Below are 16,682 nucleotides of genomic sequence, written 5' to 3' on the forward strand. Positions count from 1 at the left end.
GGCGCCGACACCCTGTCGAGCATACGTGCGAGGCGCCTCCTACGCCCGGCATCGTCCCTCGACGGGCGCCTGTCGGAGCGCGCGCGTAATGTCCGTATTCAGGGCCCCGGCGGCCCCGGAGGGGCGGACCATGACCATCAGCTTCGTGCTCGAGGCCATCGTGGTGCTCGGCTCGATCGTGCTCGGCACGCGCGCCGGAGGGGTAGGCGTCGGCATCTGGGGCGGCGTCGGCACGTTCGTGCTGGTGTTCGTCTTCGGCGAGGCCCCCGGCGCACCACCGGCGTCGGCGATCGCGATCATCCTGGGGGTGGTCACCGCAGCCGCGCTCATGCAGGCGGCGGGAGGGATCGACTGGATGGTCGCGATGGCCGCCCGCGTGATCGAGAAGCGCCCGAAGCAGATCACCGTCATCGCCCCGCTCACCGCCTTCCTGTTCTGCGCGGGCGCCGGCACGGGCAACATCGTCTTCCCGCTGCTGCCCGTGGTCTACGACCTGTCGGTGAAGAACGGGATCCGGCCCGCGCGCCCGCTCACCGTCACCGTGGTGCAGTCCGGGATCGCGCTCGCCGCGTCACCCGTGTCCGCAGCGATGGCGGCGATGCTCACCTTCACCGATGTCGCGCCCTACAACTTGGGGCTCGCGCAGATCCTCGCGATCACGTTCCCCGCGTGCGTCATCGGCATCGTGGTGACCTCGCTCGTGGTCAACCGCATGTGGAAGGACATGGACGACGATCCGGAGATCCAGGCGCGCATCGAGGCGGGCGCGGTCGCCGCGCTGCGCCACGATGCCGGCGGCAGCTCGACGGCGCACCTCACCTACACCTCGCGCGGGCGCAATGCTGCGATCACCTTCCTGCTCGGCGTCCTGGCGATCGTGATGTTCGGCATCTTCGAGGGCCTGCGGCCCACGTACACGGTCGACGGCGAGAGCGTGCGCGTCGACATGACCACCACGATCGTGCTCGTCATGCTCGTGGTGAGCGCGGTCATCATCTTCGTGGGGAGGCCCAAGGTGGGCTCGGTACCCGACCAGTCGGTGTTCAAGGCGGGCATGGTCGCGGCGATCGCCCTGTTCGGGATCGCATGGCTGACCGCGACCTTCATCCAGGCGCACGAGGAGTACATCGTGTCGACCGTCGGCGAGTGGGTCACCGATGTGAGGTTCATCTTCGCCCTCGCGGTGTTCCTGGTCGCGGCGATGACCACCAGCCAGTCGACCGCCACCAACACCATCGTGCCCATCGGGCTTGCGGCCGGGCTGCCCGTCGGTACGGTCGCCGGCATGTGGGCGGGCGGCCTCGGCGGCGTGTACACGCTCCCGGCGAACGGCCCGCAGATCGCGGCCGCCAACTTCGACGAGACCGGGTCGACCAAGCTGGGCACCAAGCTGCTCGACCACAGCTTCTTCGTGCCGATGGCGATCCTCTCGGTCACTACGATCATCGCCGGAGCCGTGATCGGCGCGTTCTTCTAGTCCCCCCTCCCGAAAGGCGATTGCTCATGCCCGCAGCTGAGATGCAGGACAAGGTCAGGGCGCTCATGCCCGGCGTCATCGAGGATCTCAAGGAGCTCATCTCGATCCCGTCGATCGCGTTCCCCGGCTACCCCGAGGAGCCGGTGCACGCGATGGCGCAGCGCACGCTCGAGCTGGTCAAGGAGGCCGGCTTCGCGGACGCGCGGCTCATGGAGGTGCCGTGGGGCTACCCGCCCATCTACGGCGAGATCGCCGGCCCGCCCGGGTCCCCGGTGGTGGTGCTCTACGCGCATTACGACGTGCAGCCGGCCGCGATGACGCAGGGCTGGACCACCGAGCCCTTCACGCCCACGGTCAAGGACGACGGCCGCATCTACGGCCGCGGCGCCGCCGACGACAAGTCCGGCATCGCGACCCACCTGGGCACCCTGCGCGCGTTCGACGGGAAGCCGCCCGTCACTCTGCGGCTCATCCTCGAGGGCATGGAGGAGACGGAGAGCAACCTCGAGGAGTTCGTCGAGGCCCACCCCGACCTGTTCCAGTGCGACCTGTTCGTCGTGTGCGACATGGGCAACCTGGTCGCCGGGGAGCCCGTGCTCACCACCGCGCTGCGCGGCGACGTCTCCTGCACCGTCACGGTGCGCACCCTCGACCACCCGCTCCACTCGGGCGTGTTCGGCGGCGCCGCACCTGACGCGATGATGGCGCTCGCGCGCCTGCTCTCGTCGCTGGTCGACGATGCGGGCGAGGTGGCGGTCGAGGGCGTGTCCACGGGCACGTGGGAGGGTGCGGTGCAGAGCGAGGAGAGCTTCCGCGACGGCGCTCCCCTGCTCGACGGGGTCGCGCTCATCGGCACCGGCTCGATCTCGGACCGGCTCTGGGCCAAGCCGTCGATCAACGCGATCGGCGTCGACATCACCTCGATCAAGGACTCCTCGAACGTCATCCACCCGGCCGCGAGCGCGAAGATCTCCATGCGCATCGTCCCCGGCTCGAACCCCGAGGCCGAGCTCGACGCGCTGGTCGCGCACCTCGAGACCCACGCGCCGTGGGGCGCGCAGGTCGAGGTGAAGCGCGTCAAGGCGGCGCCGGCCTTCCTGGTTCCCGGCGGCGGGCCCGCGGAGGCGGCCGCGCGCGAGGCGCTCGCGGAGGCCTTCGGCATGGAGGTCAGCGAGGTCGGCTCCGGCGGCTCGATCCCGCTGCTCCAGACCCTGCACGAGGCCTGCCCGGCCGCGGAGTTCGCGCTCTGGGGTCCCGAGGACATGGAGAAGTCGCGCATCCATGCCTCGGACGAGTCGGTGGACCCTGCGGAGATCGAGCGCATGGTGGTGGCGCAGGCGCTGCTGCTGGAGAAGCTCGCGGCGCGCTGACCCCTCCCCCGCGCGCCCTCGCTGACACTGCCAACGGAGTTGACGGCGACACGCCGCGTCGGGAGCCGATATCGCCTCCCGACGCGGCGTGTCGCGGCGAGATCCGTTGCCACTGTCCGGGGTCAGTCCTCCTCCGGCCGGAGGTTCACCCGCCTCAGCAGCTGGGCGTTGAGCGCGACGACGATGGTCGACAGGCTCATCGCGATCGCCGCGACCGCGGGCGGCATGATGAGGCCCGCCCACTGGAACGCGCCCGCCGCCACCGGGATCGCGATCGCGTTGTAGCCCGTCGCCCAGACGAGGTTCTGGCGCATCTTGCGGTAGCTCGCGCGGGACAGCTCGATCACGCCGACGACGCCGCGCGGGTCCGAGCTCGCGAGGACCACGCCCGCCGCCTCCATCGCGACGTCGGTGCCTGCACCGATCGCGAGACCGACGTCCGCGCGGGCGAGGGCGGGAGCGTCGTTGACCCCGTCGCCGACCATCGCGACCTTCGCCCCCCGCGACTGGAGGTCGGCGACCGCCTTGTCCTTGTCGTCGGGGAGGACCTCGGCGAAGACGTCATCGATGCCGAGCTCGCTCGCCACCGCATCGGCGACGGCCTGCGAGTCGCCCGTGATGAGCGCGACGCCGATGCCGCGGGCATGGAGCGCATCGACCACCTGGCGCGACTCCTCGCGCACCGGATCGGCGGTGGTGAACGCACCGGCCACCTCGCCGTCGACCACCACGTGCAGGACGGCGCCGCCCTTATCGCGCCACCCGGCCGCCGCATCGTCCAGCCGTGCCGGCGCCTCGACGCCGATCTCCTGGAGGAGCGCGGGGCCGCCGACGGCGACGTCCTTGCCGTCGATGCGCGCGCGGACGCCCTTGCCGGGGACCGTGTCGATCCGGTCGGCGCTCGGGACGTCGAGGCCGCGGTCCGCCGCGGCCGCGACCACGGCACGCCCGATGGGGTGCTCCGAGTCGGACTCGGCGGCGGCGGCGAGGACCAGCATGCGGTCCTCGTCCCAGCCGTCGACCGCGACGGCCTCGGTCAGCCGGTGCTCGCCGCGGGTCAGGGTGCCCGTCTTGTCGAAGAGCACCGTGTCGACGGTACGCATCGCCTCGAGAGCCGCCGTGTCCTTGACGAGGATGCCGTGCTTCGCCGACGTCGAGGTCGCGATCGCGATGACCAGCGGGATCGCGAGGCCCAGCGCATGCGGGCACGCGATCACCAGCACCGACACCGCGGCGCTGAGCCCCTGCGCGGGATCGCCGAGCGCCAAGTGGACCGCGAACGTGAGCGCGGCCGCCGCGAGCGCGATCCAGAACAGCCACGCCGCCGCCCTGTCCGCGAGCCTGCGGGTGCCCGAGCGGCTGTCCTGCGCGTCCTGGACCATGCGCTGGATGCCCGCGAGCGCGGTGTCGTCGCCGGTCGCCGTGATCTCGACGCGGAGCGAGCCGTCGGTGGCGACCGTGCCGGCCACCACGCGGTCGCCCTGCTTCTTCGGCACCGGCGCGGACTCGCCCGTGATCATCGACTCGTCGAGGCTCGCCTCGCCCTTGACGATGCTGCCGTCCGCGGGGATGCGACCGCCGGGGCGGACCACCACGGTGTCGCCCGTCTCGAGGTCGCCGATGCACACGTGCTCCGTCCCGCCGCCCTCGGGGACGCGCTCCGCATCGTCCGGCAGGAGCTCGGCGAGCGCGGCGAGGGCGCCCCTCGCCTGCCCGACCGCCTTCATCTCCTGCCAGTGCCCGAGCAGCATCACCACGATCAGCGCGGCGAGCTCCCACCAGAAGCTGAGATCGCCGATGCCGAGCGTGGCCGCTGCGGAGGCGAGGAACGCGACCGTGATCGCGAGGCTGATGAGCGTCATCATGCCGGGCTTGCGCGCGGTGATCTCATCGCGCCAGGCCATGCTGAGGAAGGGCCAGCCGCCCCACACGTAGATCACGGTGCCGAGCACCGGCGGGATCCATGCGCTGCCGGGGAGGTCGTAGCCCAGCCAGCCCTCGACCATCTCCGACGTCGCGATCACCGGGACCGCGAGGAGGAGGTTCCACCAGAAGAGCCGCTTGAAGAGCATCGCGTGGCCGCTGTGGTCGGTGCCGTGGTGGGCGTGGGCGGTTCCGTGGCCGCTGTGGCCGCTGTGGTCGGTGCCGTGGTAGGCGTGGGCGGCGTGGTGCTGGGTCTGGTCGTCGTGGGGCGCGTGCTCGTCGTGAGCGACCGTCGCGTGATCGTGCGGCATGGGGACCTCCTCAGGAGTGCCAACACCTCAGGACGGTAATCCTTCCATTCGACTGGAAGGTCAAGGCCGCGGTGCAGCGCGTTCGACGGCATCTGGCGCGCGAAGCCGCGCGCCGAGCGCACCATGCCCACGAGGCGATGTCCACAGGCCTCGATGGAGGCCGTTTATCCACATCTACCAGGAGGGATGACGGGCGCGCACTGTCAGACCCACGTGGTGGAATGAATCCATGGACGCCTCGTACCTGTTCGATGCCGATCCCGACGGCGCCGCCACCGGGTTCGACGCGTTCGGTCGCGCGTGCCTGGAGGCGAGGGCGTCGGTGGGGACGATGCGCCGGTTGGCCGCTGCGGACGGGGTACCGGATGCGGTGGAGCGCCTGCGCGACACTGCGCGGCTGGCCCGCGAGGTCGACATGGTGCTCGCCCGCACCGCCCGCGAGATCGAGACCAGGTCGGACGTCGCGGGCGGCGGGCTCGCCAAGCATCACGGCCATCGCAGCGCGGCGGACCTCGTCGCCGCGACGATGGGCACCACGCGGGCGGAGGCGTTCCGGCTGCTCGAGGTCGGGCATGCGCTGGAAGAGCTCGACGGTGGTGGGCAGTCGCTTGACCCGCCGGCGGACGATCCACGCGGGGAGGATCCCGCCGACGACCCCGACGATCCCGCACCGAGCGAGGCCCCGGAGGCCAGCCCGCCGCCGCCTCGCCAGCCCACGCCGGCGCCCCGGTACCCGGCGGTCGCCACGGCGCTTGACCGGGGCGAGATCTCGGCCGACTGCGGCGCCCAGATCATCACCATGCTCGACTCGCTCTCCCCCGACGTGGCCGCAGAGTCCATGCATGACGCCGCGTCGCGACTGGTGGAGCGCGCCAAGGGATTGGATGCGTCCCGCTTCGCCAAGATCGTCTCGCGCTTCAAGGCAGCCCTCGACGTGGAGCAGCACGAACGCTCGCAAGCCCAGATGCGTCGCCAGCGGGCGCTGCGGATGTGGGAGAACCGTGCGGGGATGCTCGTCCTTCAGGGTGAGCTCGACCCCGAGACCGCGGCACCCCTCAGGGCCGCGCTGGACAAGCTCGTCGGGGACGCGATGCGCGCGAGCCGCGACGTACCCGGCCTGGACCAGCGCACCACCGACCAGATGCGCGCCGACGCGCTCGCCGATCTAGCCCGGCACGCCCTGGGCTGCGAGACCACCACCGCGTTGTTCGGTACCACCACCGTCGTCGTCCGCGCCACCGCCACCGACCTGGAGCAGGGCACGGGACTGGGTGAGGTCGACGGCTGCAGCCAGCCCCTCGGCATGACCACCACGCACCGCATGATCACGAGCGCGATCCTCACCCCCGCCCTCATCGGCGACAAGGGCCAGGCGTTGAAGCTCGGACGGAGGATCTACCCGTTCTCCCCCGCCCAGCGCATCGCCCTCGGCGAACGCGACGGCGGCTGCGCGAGATGCGGAGCCCCGCCGGCGTGGGCCGAGGCCCACCACGTCGTGTTCTGGGGCAAAGGCGGCCGCACCGACCTGTCGAACGGCGCGCTGCTCTGCTCCCATTGCCATCACGTCATACACGATCAAGGCTGGCAGATCCGCGCCACCGACACCGAGATCTGGTTCATACCCCCAGCATCGGTGGATCCCGAACGGACACCCTGGCAAGGCGGACGAGCGCGCTTCGGCGCCCCCCGACCCTGGAACGACGTCGCCACCGGGCCCGAGGACGCCTGCCCGCCCACGCCCACGTAGCTCGCCCGCCCCGCGGCGCCTCCCCGAATGGAGGCGCCGCGCAGCCATGTCCCGGCACCCGCAACGCACGCCCATGTGCCGGGCATGTGCGAGGACACGTGTGGCCGTGTGGCCGTGTGGCCGTGTGGCCGTGTGGCCGTGTGGCCGTGTGGCCGTGTGGCCGTGTGGCAGGACGACCGTCTGGCCCTGGGGCCGCGGAGCTGCGGAGCCGTCAAGACGTGTGCCCGGAGTGCACGAGGGCCCTCGTGCCAGCCGAGAGCCTCAGGGCATCTCGGGGAGCACGAAGCTCCAGCCCTCGGCGAGCCGCTCGGCGACCACCTCGATGACGGCGTCGACCGTCCCGGATCGGTTGCCGCCGCCATCGTGCAGCAGCACCAGCTCGCCCGGGACCATCGCGAGCCTCAGCCGCGAGGCGAGCACCGCGGGGTCCTGCTCGACCCAGTCCTCGATCGTGTTGACCACGTCGAGAGGCTGCATCCCCAGCCGCACCGCGACGGGCGCGGTGACGCCCCACGCGCCGTTCGGGGCGCGCCAGTAGGGCACCGGCACCTCGTCGCCCACCACGGACTCGATGATCGCGAGGTTCCGCAGCATGTCGTCCCGCACGTCGAGCGCGTTCCACTCCCCCATCGACTCGTACGACGTCGAGTGGTTGCACAGCACGTGACCGTCGGCAACGATGCGCCGCAGCACGTCCGCGCCCGACGGGATCGGGGTGCCGTCGCCGCCGACGTCGGTCGGCTTCTCGATCTGCGACCCGACCACCGCGAACACCGCGCGAATCCCCCGCGACTTGAGGAAGTCGAGCAGGCGCATCGTGTCGAGGCCGTTGGGGCCGTCGTCGAAGGTGAGCGCGCAGGCGGGGCCGGAGAGCGCGAGACCCCCGCTCGCGACGCGGCGAACGGGGGTCTCGCTGAGCATCCTCGGGTTCCCGCCTCAGCCCTCGACGCCGGCGCGCTGCAGGATGATCTCCCGCACGCGGCCCGCATCGGCCTGACCCCGCGTCGCCTTCATGACGGCGCCGACGATCGCACCGGCGGCCTGGACCTTGCCGTCCTGGATCTTGGCGAGGACGTCGGGCTGGGCGGCCAACGCCTCGTCCACCGCCTTCTCGAGCGCCGAGTCGTCGGAGACGACCGCGAGGCCGCGCGACGCGACCACCTCGGACGGCGATCCCTCGCCCGCGAGGACGCCCTCGAGCGCCTGGCGCGCGAGCTTGTCGTTGATCTTGCCGTCGTCGACCAGGCCCTGCAGCTCGGCGATCGCGGCGGGGGTCACCGGAAGCTCCGGTAGCGATACCTCACGATCGTTCGCGACGCGCGACAGCTCGCCCATCCACCACTTGCGCGCGGCCTGGGCCGAGGCGCCGGCGGCCACCGTGGACTCGATGAGCACCAGCGCATCGGCCGCCACCACATCGCGCATCTCGAGGTCGGAGAAGCCCCAGGCCTCACGCAGCCGTGCGCGCATCTTGGCGGGGTGCTCGGGGATGGTGCCCCGCAGCTCCTCGACCCACTCGCGCGACGGCTGCACCGGCAGCAGGTCCGGCTCCGGGAAGTAGCGGTAGTCCTCCGCCTCCTCCTTGGAGCGCCCCGGCGTGGTCGAGGAGGTGTCCTCGTGCCAGTGGCGGGTCTCCTGCACCACGGGCTGGCCCGCGAGCAGCAGCGACGCCTGACGCGCGGCCTCGAAGTGCACGGCACGCTCGATCGCGCGGAGCGAGTTGACGTTCTTGGTCTCGGAGCGCTTGCCGAAGGGCACGGCATCCTGGGACTCGCCCGCGACAGCCTTGGGGCGCAGCGACAGGTTGACGTCGGCACGCACCGAGCCCTGCTCCATGCGGCCGTCCGAGATGCCGAGCGCGCGCACGATGTCGCGGATCGTCGCGACGTACGCCCGCGCGACCTCAGCGGTCCGAGCACCCATGCCCGTGATCGGCTTGGTGACGATCTCCACGAGCGGCACGCCGCCACGGTTGTAGTCGACCAGCGAGTAGTCGGCGCCCTGGATGCCGCCGGAGCCGCCCACGTGGGTGTTCTTGCCGGCGTCCTCCTCCATGTGCGCGCGCTCGATCTCGACGGTCACCACCGTGCCGTCGTCGAGGACGACGTCGAGGGAGCCCTCGTAGCAGGTCGGCTCGTCGTACTGCGAGATCTGGTAGTCCTTCGACAGGTCCGGGTAGAAGTAGTTCTTCCGGGCGAAGCGCGAGGACTCGCGGATCGAGCATCCGAGGGCCAGGCCGAGGCGGATCGCCGACTCGACGGCCTTCTCGTTGGTCACGGGCATCGCGCCCGGAAGGCCGAGGCAGACCGGGCAGACCTGGGTGTTGGGCTCGGCGCCGAACTCGTTGGCGCAGCCGCAGAACATCTTGGTCGCGGTGTTGAGCTCGACGTGGACCTCGATGCCGAAGACCGGGTCGAACTCCTCCATCGCCTGCTCGTAGGTCATCGTGGTCACTCGGCCACCTCCAGCTCCGGGGCCTGCGCGGACAACGGGCCGCCCCACTCGGCGGTCAGCGACGCCTCGAGGGCGGCGCCGATGCGGTACAGACGGGCGTCCTCGTGCGCCGGCGCCAGGATCTGGAAGCCGACCGGCAGCCCGTCCTCGGGCGCGAGGCCCGACGGCAGCGACATGCCGGGGATGCCCGCGAGGTTGGCGGGGATGGTCGCGATGTCGTTGAGGTACATCGCCAGCGGGTCGTCGATGCGCTCGCCGATCTTGAACGGCGTGGTGGGCGTCGTGGGCGAGACGAGCACGTCGCACTGCGCGAACGCGGCGTCGAAGTCGCGCTGCACCAGCGTGCGGACCTTCTGCGCCGAGCCGTAGTAGGCGTCGTAGTAGCCCGCCGACAGCGCGTAGGTGCCGAGGATGATGCGGCGCTTGACCTCGTCACCGAAGCCCTCGGCGCGGGTCGCGAGCATCGTCTTCTCGACCGTGCTCTTCTCGACCCGGAGGCCGAAGCGCACCGAGTCGAACTTCGCGAGGTTCGAGGACGCCTCCGACGGGAGGATCACGTAGTACGCCGCGAGCGCGTACTCGAACGACGGGCAGGACACCTCGACGATCTCGGCGCCCATGGCGCGCAGCCGGTCGAGCGACTCCTCGAAGCGCCGCTTGACTCCGTCCTGGAAGCCGCCGTCCTTGCCGGACAGCTCGGCCACCACACCCACGCGAACGCCGGTGAGGTCCATCTGCGCGCCCGCGAGCGCGGCCTCGACCACGGCGGGGACGGGCTCGTCGAGCGAGGTCGCGTCCATCTCGTCGTGACCGCCCATGACCTCGTGCAGGAGCGCCGTGTCGAGCACGGTGCGGCCGCACGGGCCCAGCTGGTCGAGGGACGATGCGAGGGCGATCGCGCCGAAGCGGCTCACGCCGCCGTAGGTGGGCTTCACACCCACGGTCGCGGTGACCGACGCGGGCTGGCGGATCGATCCGCCGGTGTCCGAGCCGATCGTCAGGGGCGCCTCGAAGGCCGCGAGCGCCGCGGCCGAGCCGCCGCCCGAGCCGCCGGGGATGCGGTCGAGGTCCCACGGGTTGCGCGTCGGGCCGTAGCCCGAGTGCTCCGTCGAGGAGCCCATCGCGAACTCGTCCATGTTGGTCTTGCCGAGGATCGGCATGCGCGCCTCGCGGACGCGGCGGGTCACCGTCGCGTCGTACGGCGGGATCCAGCCCTCGAGGATGCGCGAGCCGGCCGTCGTGGGCAGGCCCTTGGTGACGAGCACGTCCTTGATGCCGATGGGCACGCCCGCCAGGCGGGGCAGCTCGACCCCGGCGGCACGGTCCGCGTCGACCGCGCGGGCGGTCTCGAGCGCACCCTCGGCGTCGATGTGCAGGAACGCGTGGACGGGCCCGTCCACGGCGGCGATGCGGTCGAGGTGCGCCTGCACCAGCTCGACCGAGGTGACCTCGCCGGCGGCAAGGGCATCGGCCATCTGGGCGGCGGTGGCCCGGGTCCAGTCGATGGCGGTCATCAGGCCTCCTCCCCCAGGATCTGCGGGACGCGGAAGCGCCCCTCCTCCGCGTCGGGCGCGGCGGCCAGCGCATCGTCCTGCGCGAGCGACGGGCGGACCACGTCCTCGCGGTGGATGTTGGCCATCGGGATCGGGTGGCTCGTCGCCGGGACGTCCTCGCCGGCGACCTCGGCCACCTTGGCGACGGCGTCGACGATCACGGCGAGCTGACCCGAGAGGCGGTCGAGGTCCGCGTCGGACATGTCGATGCGGGCGAGCGCCGCGAGGCGCGCCACATCGGAGCGATCAAGGGAAGACATGGCGTCGAGTCTAGTGGCGCGCCGCCGTACGCACGGCGCCGCCCTTGGCTCAGGCGGAGGGCTCCCACGCGTAGCCGAGCAGCCGCACCGCACCCTCAGGCGTGCCCCCGCCCTCGAGCGGGACGCGCGAGACAGAGCCGTCCGGGTTGTCGACCACCACCCAGTCGAGCTCCTCGCGCCGCGAGAAGCCCATGCGCTCGTAGAGCCGGTGCGCGACGTGCATCGTCTCCATGGTCGACAGGACGATGCGCCGGGCGCCCTGCTCGACCGCCCGGTCCATCGCCGCCTGGGCGAGGATCCGGCCGATCCCGCGGCCGCGCTCGATGGGCGACACCGCGAGCATGCGCAGCTCGTACTCGCCGTCGTCGGCGAGCTCGATGAAGGGGCTGCCGGGCGGGACGAGCGTGATGGTCCCCACGATCGCGCCCTCGCCCTTCTCGCCGTCCATCATCGCGAGCAGGTCGGCGCCCTCGGCACGCGCCTGCGCGTCGCGCAGCTGCGGGAGGTACGGGTGGGCGTGGTCCACGAGCCCGTCCGCGAGGTAGGCGAGCGCGGTGAGCTCGCCGATCTCCTGGAGGCGCGACTTCTCGTCGGGGGCGATGACTCGGACGGCAGATCTCACTGTGGTCCCTCGTTCGGGTCGATGCGGCGATCCCAGTGCGGGATCGAGGTGTCGGACGGCGTTCCCTCGAGCGGATCGGGATGCTGGCCCGTGGGACCTCGGCCGGGGTCCTGAGGCGGCGGAGCCTGCCGTCGGACCACCGCGAAGACGATGACCACGACCACCAGCACCACGAGGACGACGGCGCCTGCGATGACGCCGATGACGAGTGCGGAGTTCATGTCGCTGCGCTCCTCCCTCCCCCCCTCGCACGCCAGCCTACCCACGTGGCCGCGCCGACGGCAGGGGGTCAGGCGAGCGCCGCAGATCCTCCCTCGAGCAGTCGCACGAACTGCGCCTCGTCGAGCATCGGCACGCCGAGCGCCTCCGCCTTGGCCGCCTTCGAGCCCGCGTTCGCGCCGAGCACCACGTAGTCGGTGTTCTTCGACACCGAGCCCGCCGCCTTACCGCCGCGCGAGATGATCGCCTCCTTGACCGAGTCGCGCGTGAAACCCTCGAGGGAGCCGGTCGCGACGATGGTGAGGCCTTCCAATGTCTGCGGAGCCGTCGCCGTCGTGTCAGAGCGAACGTCCGCCATGCGAACCCCCGCCGCAGCCCATCGCTCGACGATCTCGACATGCCACGGCTCGTCGAACCATGCAAGCACCGATTCGGCGATGACCCCGCCGACGCCCTCGACCTCCGCAAGCTCCTCGACCGTGGCACCTCGGATCGCGTCCATCGAACCGAATCGGTCCGCGAGCACACGCGCGGCGACGGGTCCCACGTGGCGGATGCTGAGGCTCACGATCACGCGCCACAGCGGCTGCGACTTCGCCTTCTCTAGCTCCTCGAGCAGCTTGACGGCCTGCGCGCCCGGCGTGACGACCTCGATCTGCGTGATCTTCGCCGCGCGGCGCTCGGCCACGCTCAAGCCCTCGGCCTCGGGCGGATACTGCTTGACCACCTTCTGGAAGGGCGCGCGAACCTTGACCTTGCCGTCCCTGTCCTCGCGAGGCATGCCGGTATCCGGATCGCGCACCACGACCTTGATCGGGACGAGGTCCTCGAGCGTCAGGTCGAAGAGGCCCGCCTCGGAGCGAAGCGGAGGCTCCGCGGGCTCGAGCGGGTCGGTGAGCGCCGCCGCCGCGATCTCGCCGAGGACCTCGATGTCGAGCCCACCACGCGAACCGATGTGCTCGACGCGGCCTCGCACCTGCGCCGGGCAGGACTCGGCGTTCGGGCAGCGCAGGTCGACGTCACCCTCCTTCATGGGGCGGAGCGGGGTGTCGCACTCCGGACAACGGGACGGCATGGCGAAGTCCTCGCGCGGGTAGCCGTCGTCGGCGAGCGCCGCCACCGGGCCGAGGATCTCGGGAATCACGTCGCCGGCCTTGCGCAGGATCACGACGTCGCCGATCCGCACCCCCTTGGCCCGGACCACGTCCTGGTTGTGGAGCGTCGCTTGACGCACGGTGGAGCCGGCCACGGTCACGGGTTCCATGACGGCGTAGGGGGTGACACGCCCCGTGCGCCCCACTCCGACGCGAATCTCGAGCAGGCGGGTGTGGACCTCCTCGGGCGGGAACTTGTAGGCGATCGCCCATCGGGGGGCGCGGCTCGTGGCGCCGAGCTCGGCCTGCACGCCGCGGTCGTCGACCTTGAGGACCGCTCCGTCGATCTCGTGCACCAGGTCATGACGGCGCGCTTCCAGGTCGCGGAGGTAGGCCCCCAGATCCGCCATGCCCTCGACGACCCGAGCGTGCTCGCTCACGGGAAGGCCCCAGTCGCGCAGCACCTCGTAGATGCCGTGCTGCGACGCGACGCGCGCGTCGGGCTCGGAGTCGCCCCAATCGAGCCTCCCGAGCGCGTACGTGGTGACGGCGAGCGGCCGGATCACCTTGTCGACCTCCTTCTGCCGCGCATCTGGATCGGGAACCTTCCGACGCAGCGTGCCGGCGGCCGTGTTGCGAGGGTTGGCCAACGGCACGAAGTCCCGAGGGATGCGTGCGCTCTCCATGTCCTTCGCGTGGGCCTCCTGCAAGCGCTCGTTGAGCGGCCCGAACTCCGCAATCGGCATGAACACCTCGCCGCGCACCTCGACCGCAGCCGGGATCGGCGAACCTGAGAGCGTCTGCGGAATCCCTGCGATGCCAGGCACGTTGTGTGTCACCACCTCGCCCGTGGTCCCGTCGCCACGGGTCACCGCTCGGACCAGGACGCCCTGCTCGTATGTCAGCGAGATCGACAGGCCGTCGATCTTGGGCTCGCAGACGATGCGCTGCACCCCCGCATCAGCCTCGACCCGAGCGAGCCAGGCCTCGACGTCCTCCAACGAGAATGCGTTGTCCAGGCTCATCATCCGCTCGCGGTGGCGGTACGTGGTGAGGTCGGGCGACGTCTCTCCACCCACCGTCTGGGTGGGGCTCTCCGGCGTCGCGAGCTCGGGCCACCGCGCCTCGAGGTCGCGCAGCTCGCGCTCGAGCGCGTCGTACTCGCCGTCCGAGACGGTCGGCTGATCGAGCTCGTAGTAGGCGTGGCGATGAGCCTCGATCTCCTGGACGAGCTCCTGATGGCGGGCGCGGGGGTCGGTCACGCTCCTATCCCACCACGGCCTACCGACACTCCAGCACCCCCACTAGTCTGTCCGCATGCCCCCGCGCCACGCTCTGTCCGCTCGCCGTGCGACACGGGCGGCGCTGGTCGCGGCGGTCGGCGCGATCGCGGTGGCCGTGTCGGTCGCCTCCTGCTCGCCCACCACCGAGGGACCCGCTCCGCGCGCGACGGCGACCGTCACCGCGACCTCGACCGTCACCGCGACACCCGAGCCGAGCATCGTCCCCGAACCCGCGGTCACCGTGACCGCGAGCCCGTTCGCGCGGCCCGCCTGGCTGGGCGCCACCGTGCTCGAGAAGCAGGACAACGGGCTCGGCGAGCCCGGCGGCACGCCGGCGGCGCTGCGCGACCGCCGCCTCGAGCCGCGCCCGGGCGCCTACCCCGATCCAGAGGACGATGCGTGGTTCGCCGAGGTGTCGGACATCCCCGACGACGTGCTGGCCCGCTCGAGCTGGCGCGACGAGTGCCCGGTCCCTCCCGAGGACCTCGCCTACATCGTCATGCCGTTCTGGGGCTTCGACATGCAGGCCCACACGGGCGAGATGATCACGTCCGCGGAGCACGCCGACGCGATCGTCACCGTGTTCGAGAAGATGTACGAGCGCCGCTTCCCCATCGAGGAGATGCGCGTCACCACGTGGAACGAGGTCAACGGCGACCACACCGGCGACCAGAACGTCACCATCAGCTTCGAGTGCCGCAAGGTGACGGGCGGCTACGACGTGTGGTCGGAGCACGCCAAGGGCCTCGCGCTCGACATCAACCCGTTCCACAACCCCTGGGTGCGTGACGGGTACGTGTTCCCCGAGCTGGCCCGCGCATACCTCGACCGGAGCTGGCTGCGACCCGGGATGATCGAGACCCAGAAGCGCATCGTCAAGGATTTCGCCGCGATCGGCTGGAGCTGGGGCGGCGCCTGGGACGACCTCGACGACTGGATGCACTTCTCCGCGAGCGACCTGTAGGTCCCCGACCAGCCGAGGAGCACCCATGAGCGGTCCGACCCTGATCGAGGGCGGCTACGTCGCGACGATGGACGCGCGCGGCACCGAGCTGGCGCGCGGCTGGATCACGGTCCGCGGCGGGCGCATCGTCGCGCTCGGCGAGGGCGCGGCCCCGTCCGACGTCCGCGACGCATTCCCCGAGCGGATCGACGCGCGCGGCGCGCTCGTGACGCCGGGGCTGATCAACACGCACCACCACCTCTACCAGTGGCTCACGCGCGGCTGGGCGCAGGACTCGATCCTGTTCGACTGGCTGGTCGCGCTCTACCCGACCTGGTCGCGCATCGACGAGGGCACCGCCGGGGCGGCCGCCGCCGGCGCCATGGCCGTGCTCGCGCGCTCCGGCTGCACCACCGTGGGCGATCACCACTACATTTTCCCGCGCGGCTCCGGGGACATCGTCGGGTCGATCGTGCACGAGGCGTCCTCGTTGGGGCTGCGGCTGCACGCGACCCGGGGATCCATGGACCTGGGCGAGTCCGACGGCGGCCTGCCGCCGGACTTCGCGGTCGAGACGACGGACGATGCGCTGGCCGCGTCCGCGGAGGCCGTCACCCGATACCACGACGCGTCCTTCGACTCGATGGTGCGCGTCGCGATCGCGCCCTGCTCGCCCTTCTCCGTGACGTCGGACCTGCTGCGCGAGTCCGCGACCCTGGCCCGGCAGCTGCACGTGCGCCTGCACACGCACGGCGCCGAGACCGTCGAGGAGGAGGCCTTCTGCCGCGAGCGGTTCGGCCTGTCCCCCACGGACTACCTCGAGTCCCTGGGCTGGCTCGGGCCCGACGTGTGGATGGCGCACTGCGTCCACCTCTCGCCCGAGGACATCGCGCGGTTCGCCTCGACCGGCACGGGCGTCGCGCACTGCCCGTCGTCGAACGCGCGCCTCGCGGCCGGGATCGCACCCGTGCGCGCACTGGTGGACGCCGGCGCTCCCGTGGGGCTGGGCGTCGACGGAGCGGCCTCCAACGAGCACGGCCGCCTGGGCTCCGAGATCCGCCAGGCCGCCCTGCTCGCGCGGCTCCGCGAAGGGGCGGGCGCGATGCCGGTGCGGGACTCGCTGCGCCTCGCCACGATGGGCGGTGCGCGAGTGCTGGGCCGCGAGCGCGAGATCGGCTCCCTCGAGCCGGGCAAGCTCGCGGACATCGTGCTGTGGGAGCTTGACGAGGTCGAGCACGCCGGCATCGCGGATCCGGTCGCTGCGCTCGGGCTCGGCTCGCTGCCGCGCGTGCGGCGCATGCTGGTGCAGGGACGCGACGTCGTGGTCGACGGCGAGCTGGCGCGCGCCGACTCCCGCGCGATCGCGGGGCGCGTGCGCGGGGCGGTCGACGCGCTGCGCGGCTGACGCTGCCCCCTCGACCCGCCC

At 71.7% G+C, this 16,682-nt stretch carries 13 protein-coding genes; 5 read left to right on the forward strand and 8 right to left on the reverse strand.

The window, feature by feature from the left end:
* The first annotated feature begins 130 nt into the window (after positions 1–130).
* The gene (locus tag AOM09_RS07155; RefSeq protein WP_062386110.1) at positions 131–1,477 is read left to right on the forward strand and encodes an anaerobic C4-dicarboxylate transporter family protein; all 1,347 of its coding nucleotides are present in this window, start codon (positions 131–133) and stop codon (positions 1,475–1,477) included.
* A gap of 26 nt (positions 1,478–1,503) precedes the next feature.
* Positions 1,504–2,847: a M20/M25/M40 family metallo-hydrolase gene (locus tag AOM09_RS07160; protein WP_062386112.1), complete on the forward strand. Its 1,344-nt coding sequence runs from the start codon at positions 1,504–1,506 to the stop codon at positions 2,845–2,847.
* Between the two features lie 122 nt (positions 2,848–2,969).
* Here AOM09_RS07160 and AOM09_RS07165 read toward each other — a convergent pair whose 3' ends face one another.
* The gene (locus tag AOM09_RS07165) at positions 2,970–5,081 is read right to left on the reverse strand and encodes a heavy metal translocating P-type ATPase (RefSeq protein ID WP_062386114.1); all 2,112 of its coding nucleotides are present in this window, start codon (positions 5,079–5,081) and stop codon (positions 2,970–2,972) included.
* Positions 5,082–5,310: 229 nt separating this feature from the next.
* Here AOM09_RS07165 and AOM09_RS07170 point away from each other — a divergent pair, with 229 nt between their 5' ends.
* Positions 5,311–6,828: an HNH endonuclease gene (locus tag AOM09_RS07170; protein WP_062386116.1), complete on the forward strand. Its 1,518-nt coding sequence runs from the start codon at positions 5,311–5,313 to the stop codon at positions 6,826–6,828.
* A 261-nt stretch (positions 6,829–7,089) separates the two neighbouring features.
* Here AOM09_RS07170 and AOM09_RS07175 read toward each other — a convergent pair whose 3' ends face one another.
* The 7 genes from AOM09_RS07175 to ligA all read right to left on the reverse strand — a co-directional run bounded on the left by AOM09_RS07175 (position 7,090) and on the right by ligA (position 14,292).
* A complete protein-coding gene (locus AOM09_RS07175; protein WP_062386118.1) occupies positions 7,090–7,749 on the reverse strand; it encodes a polysaccharide deacetylase family protein in 660 nt (219 codons plus the stop codon).
* A gap of 15 nt (positions 7,750–7,764) precedes the next feature.
* A complete protein-coding gene (gene gatB, locus AOM09_RS07180; protein ID WP_062386556.1) occupies positions 7,765–9,273 on the reverse strand; it encodes an Asp-tRNA(Asn)/Glu-tRNA(Gln) amidotransferase subunit GatB in 1,509 nt (502 codons plus the stop codon).
* Positions 9,274–9,278: 5 nt separating this feature from the next.
* Positions 9,279–10,796 carry an Asp-tRNA(Asn)/Glu-tRNA(Gln) amidotransferase subunit GatA gene (gene gatA, locus AOM09_RS07185; RefSeq protein ID WP_062386120.1) on the reverse strand — a complete coding sequence of 506 codons (1,518 nt, stop codon included), beginning with the start codon at positions 10,794–10,796 and terminating at the stop codon, positions 9,279–9,281.
* Complete coding sequence (gatC, locus tag AOM09_RS07190) at positions 10,796–11,095, reverse strand: Asp-tRNA(Asn)/Glu-tRNA(Gln) amidotransferase subunit GatC (RefSeq protein ID WP_062386121.1); 300 nt, start codon at positions 11,093–11,095, stop codon at positions 10,796–10,798. The genes gatA and gatC overlap by 1 nt, the downstream gene beginning before the upstream one ends.
* Positions 11,096–11,144: 49 nt before the next feature.
* On the reverse strand, positions 11,145–11,717 hold the full coding sequence (locus AOM09_RS07195; protein WP_082098927.1) for a GNAT family N-acetyltransferase: 573 nt from the start codon (positions 11,715–11,717) through the stop codon (positions 11,145–11,147).
* Positions 11,714–11,938 (reverse strand): hypothetical protein, encoded by a 225-nt coding sequence (locus AOM09_RS07200; protein WP_062386122.1) that lies wholly within the window; start codon positions 11,936–11,938, stop codon positions 11,714–11,716. Before AOM09_RS07200 ends, AOM09_RS07195 begins: the two co-directional genes overlap by 4 nt.
* A gap of 68 nt (positions 11,939–12,006) precedes the next feature.
* Positions 12,007–14,292 carry an NAD-dependent DNA ligase LigA gene (gene ligA, locus AOM09_RS07205; protein ID WP_062386124.1) on the reverse strand — a complete coding sequence of 762 codons (2,286 nt, stop codon included), beginning with the start codon at positions 14,290–14,292 and terminating at the stop codon, positions 12,007–12,009.
* A 55-nt stretch (positions 14,293–14,347) separates the two neighbouring features.
* Between ligA and AOM09_RS07215 the strand changes: the two genes are divergently transcribed.
* Complete coding sequence (locus AOM09_RS07215) at positions 14,348–15,277, forward strand: M15 family metallopeptidase (protein ID WP_082098928.1); 930 nt, start codon at positions 14,348–14,350, stop codon at positions 15,275–15,277.
* Between the two features lie 25 nt (positions 15,278–15,302).
* Positions 15,303–16,661, forward strand: a complete 1,359-nt coding sequence (locus AOM09_RS07220) for an 8-oxoguanine deaminase (RefSeq protein WP_062386131.1) — start codon at positions 15,303–15,305, stop codon at positions 16,659–16,661.
* The last annotated feature ends 21 nt before the right edge of the window (positions 16,662–16,682 follow it).

This window comes from Demequina iriomotensis, assembly GCF_000971395.1.
GTDB classification, from domain to species: Bacteria; Actinomycetota; Actinomycetes; order Actinomycetales; family Demequinaceae; genus Demequina; species Demequina iriomotensis.

Coding starts and splice junctions, on each gene's coding strand:
- AOM09_RS07200 (WP_062386122.1), bottom strand. CDS start 11,938: ATGAACTCCGCACTCGTCATCGGCGTCATCGCAGGCGCCGTCGTCCTC.
- AOM09_RS07215 (WP_082098928.1), top strand. CDS start 14,348: ATGCCCCCGCGCCACGCTCTGTCCGCTCGCCGTGCGACACGGGCGGCG.
- AOM09_RS07170 (WP_062386116.1), top strand. CDS start 5,311: ATGGACGCCTCGTACCTGTTCGATGCCGATCCCGACGGCGCCGCCACC.
- AOM09_RS07165 (WP_062386114.1), bottom strand. CDS start 5,081: ATGCCGCACGATCACGCGACGGTCGCTCACGACGAGCACGCGCCCCAC.
- AOM09_RS07175 (WP_062386118.1), bottom strand. CDS start 7,749: ATGCTCAGCGAGACCCCCGTTCGCCGCGTCGCGAGCGGGGGTCTCGCG.
- AOM09_RS07160 (WP_062386112.1), top strand. CDS start 1,504: ATGCCCGCAGCTGAGATGCAGGACAAGGTCAGGGCGCTCATGCCCGGC.
- gatB (WP_062386556.1), bottom strand. CDS start 9,273: ATGACCTACGAGCAGGCGATGGAGGAGTTCGACCCGGTCTTCGGCATC.
- gatA (WP_062386120.1), bottom strand. CDS start 10,796: ATGACCGCCATCGACTGGACCCGGGCCACCGCCGCCCAGATGGCCGAT.
- gatC (WP_062386121.1), bottom strand. CDS start 11,095: ATGTCTTCCCTTGATCGCTCCGATGTGGCGCGCCTCGCGGCGCTCGCC.
- AOM09_RS07220 (WP_062386131.1), top strand. CDS start 15,303: ATGAGCGGTCCGACCCTGATCGAGGGCGGCTACGTCGCGACGATGGAC.
- AOM09_RS07155 (WP_062386110.1), top strand. CDS start 131: ATGACCATCAGCTTCGTGCTCGAGGCCATCGTGGTGCTCGGCTCGATC.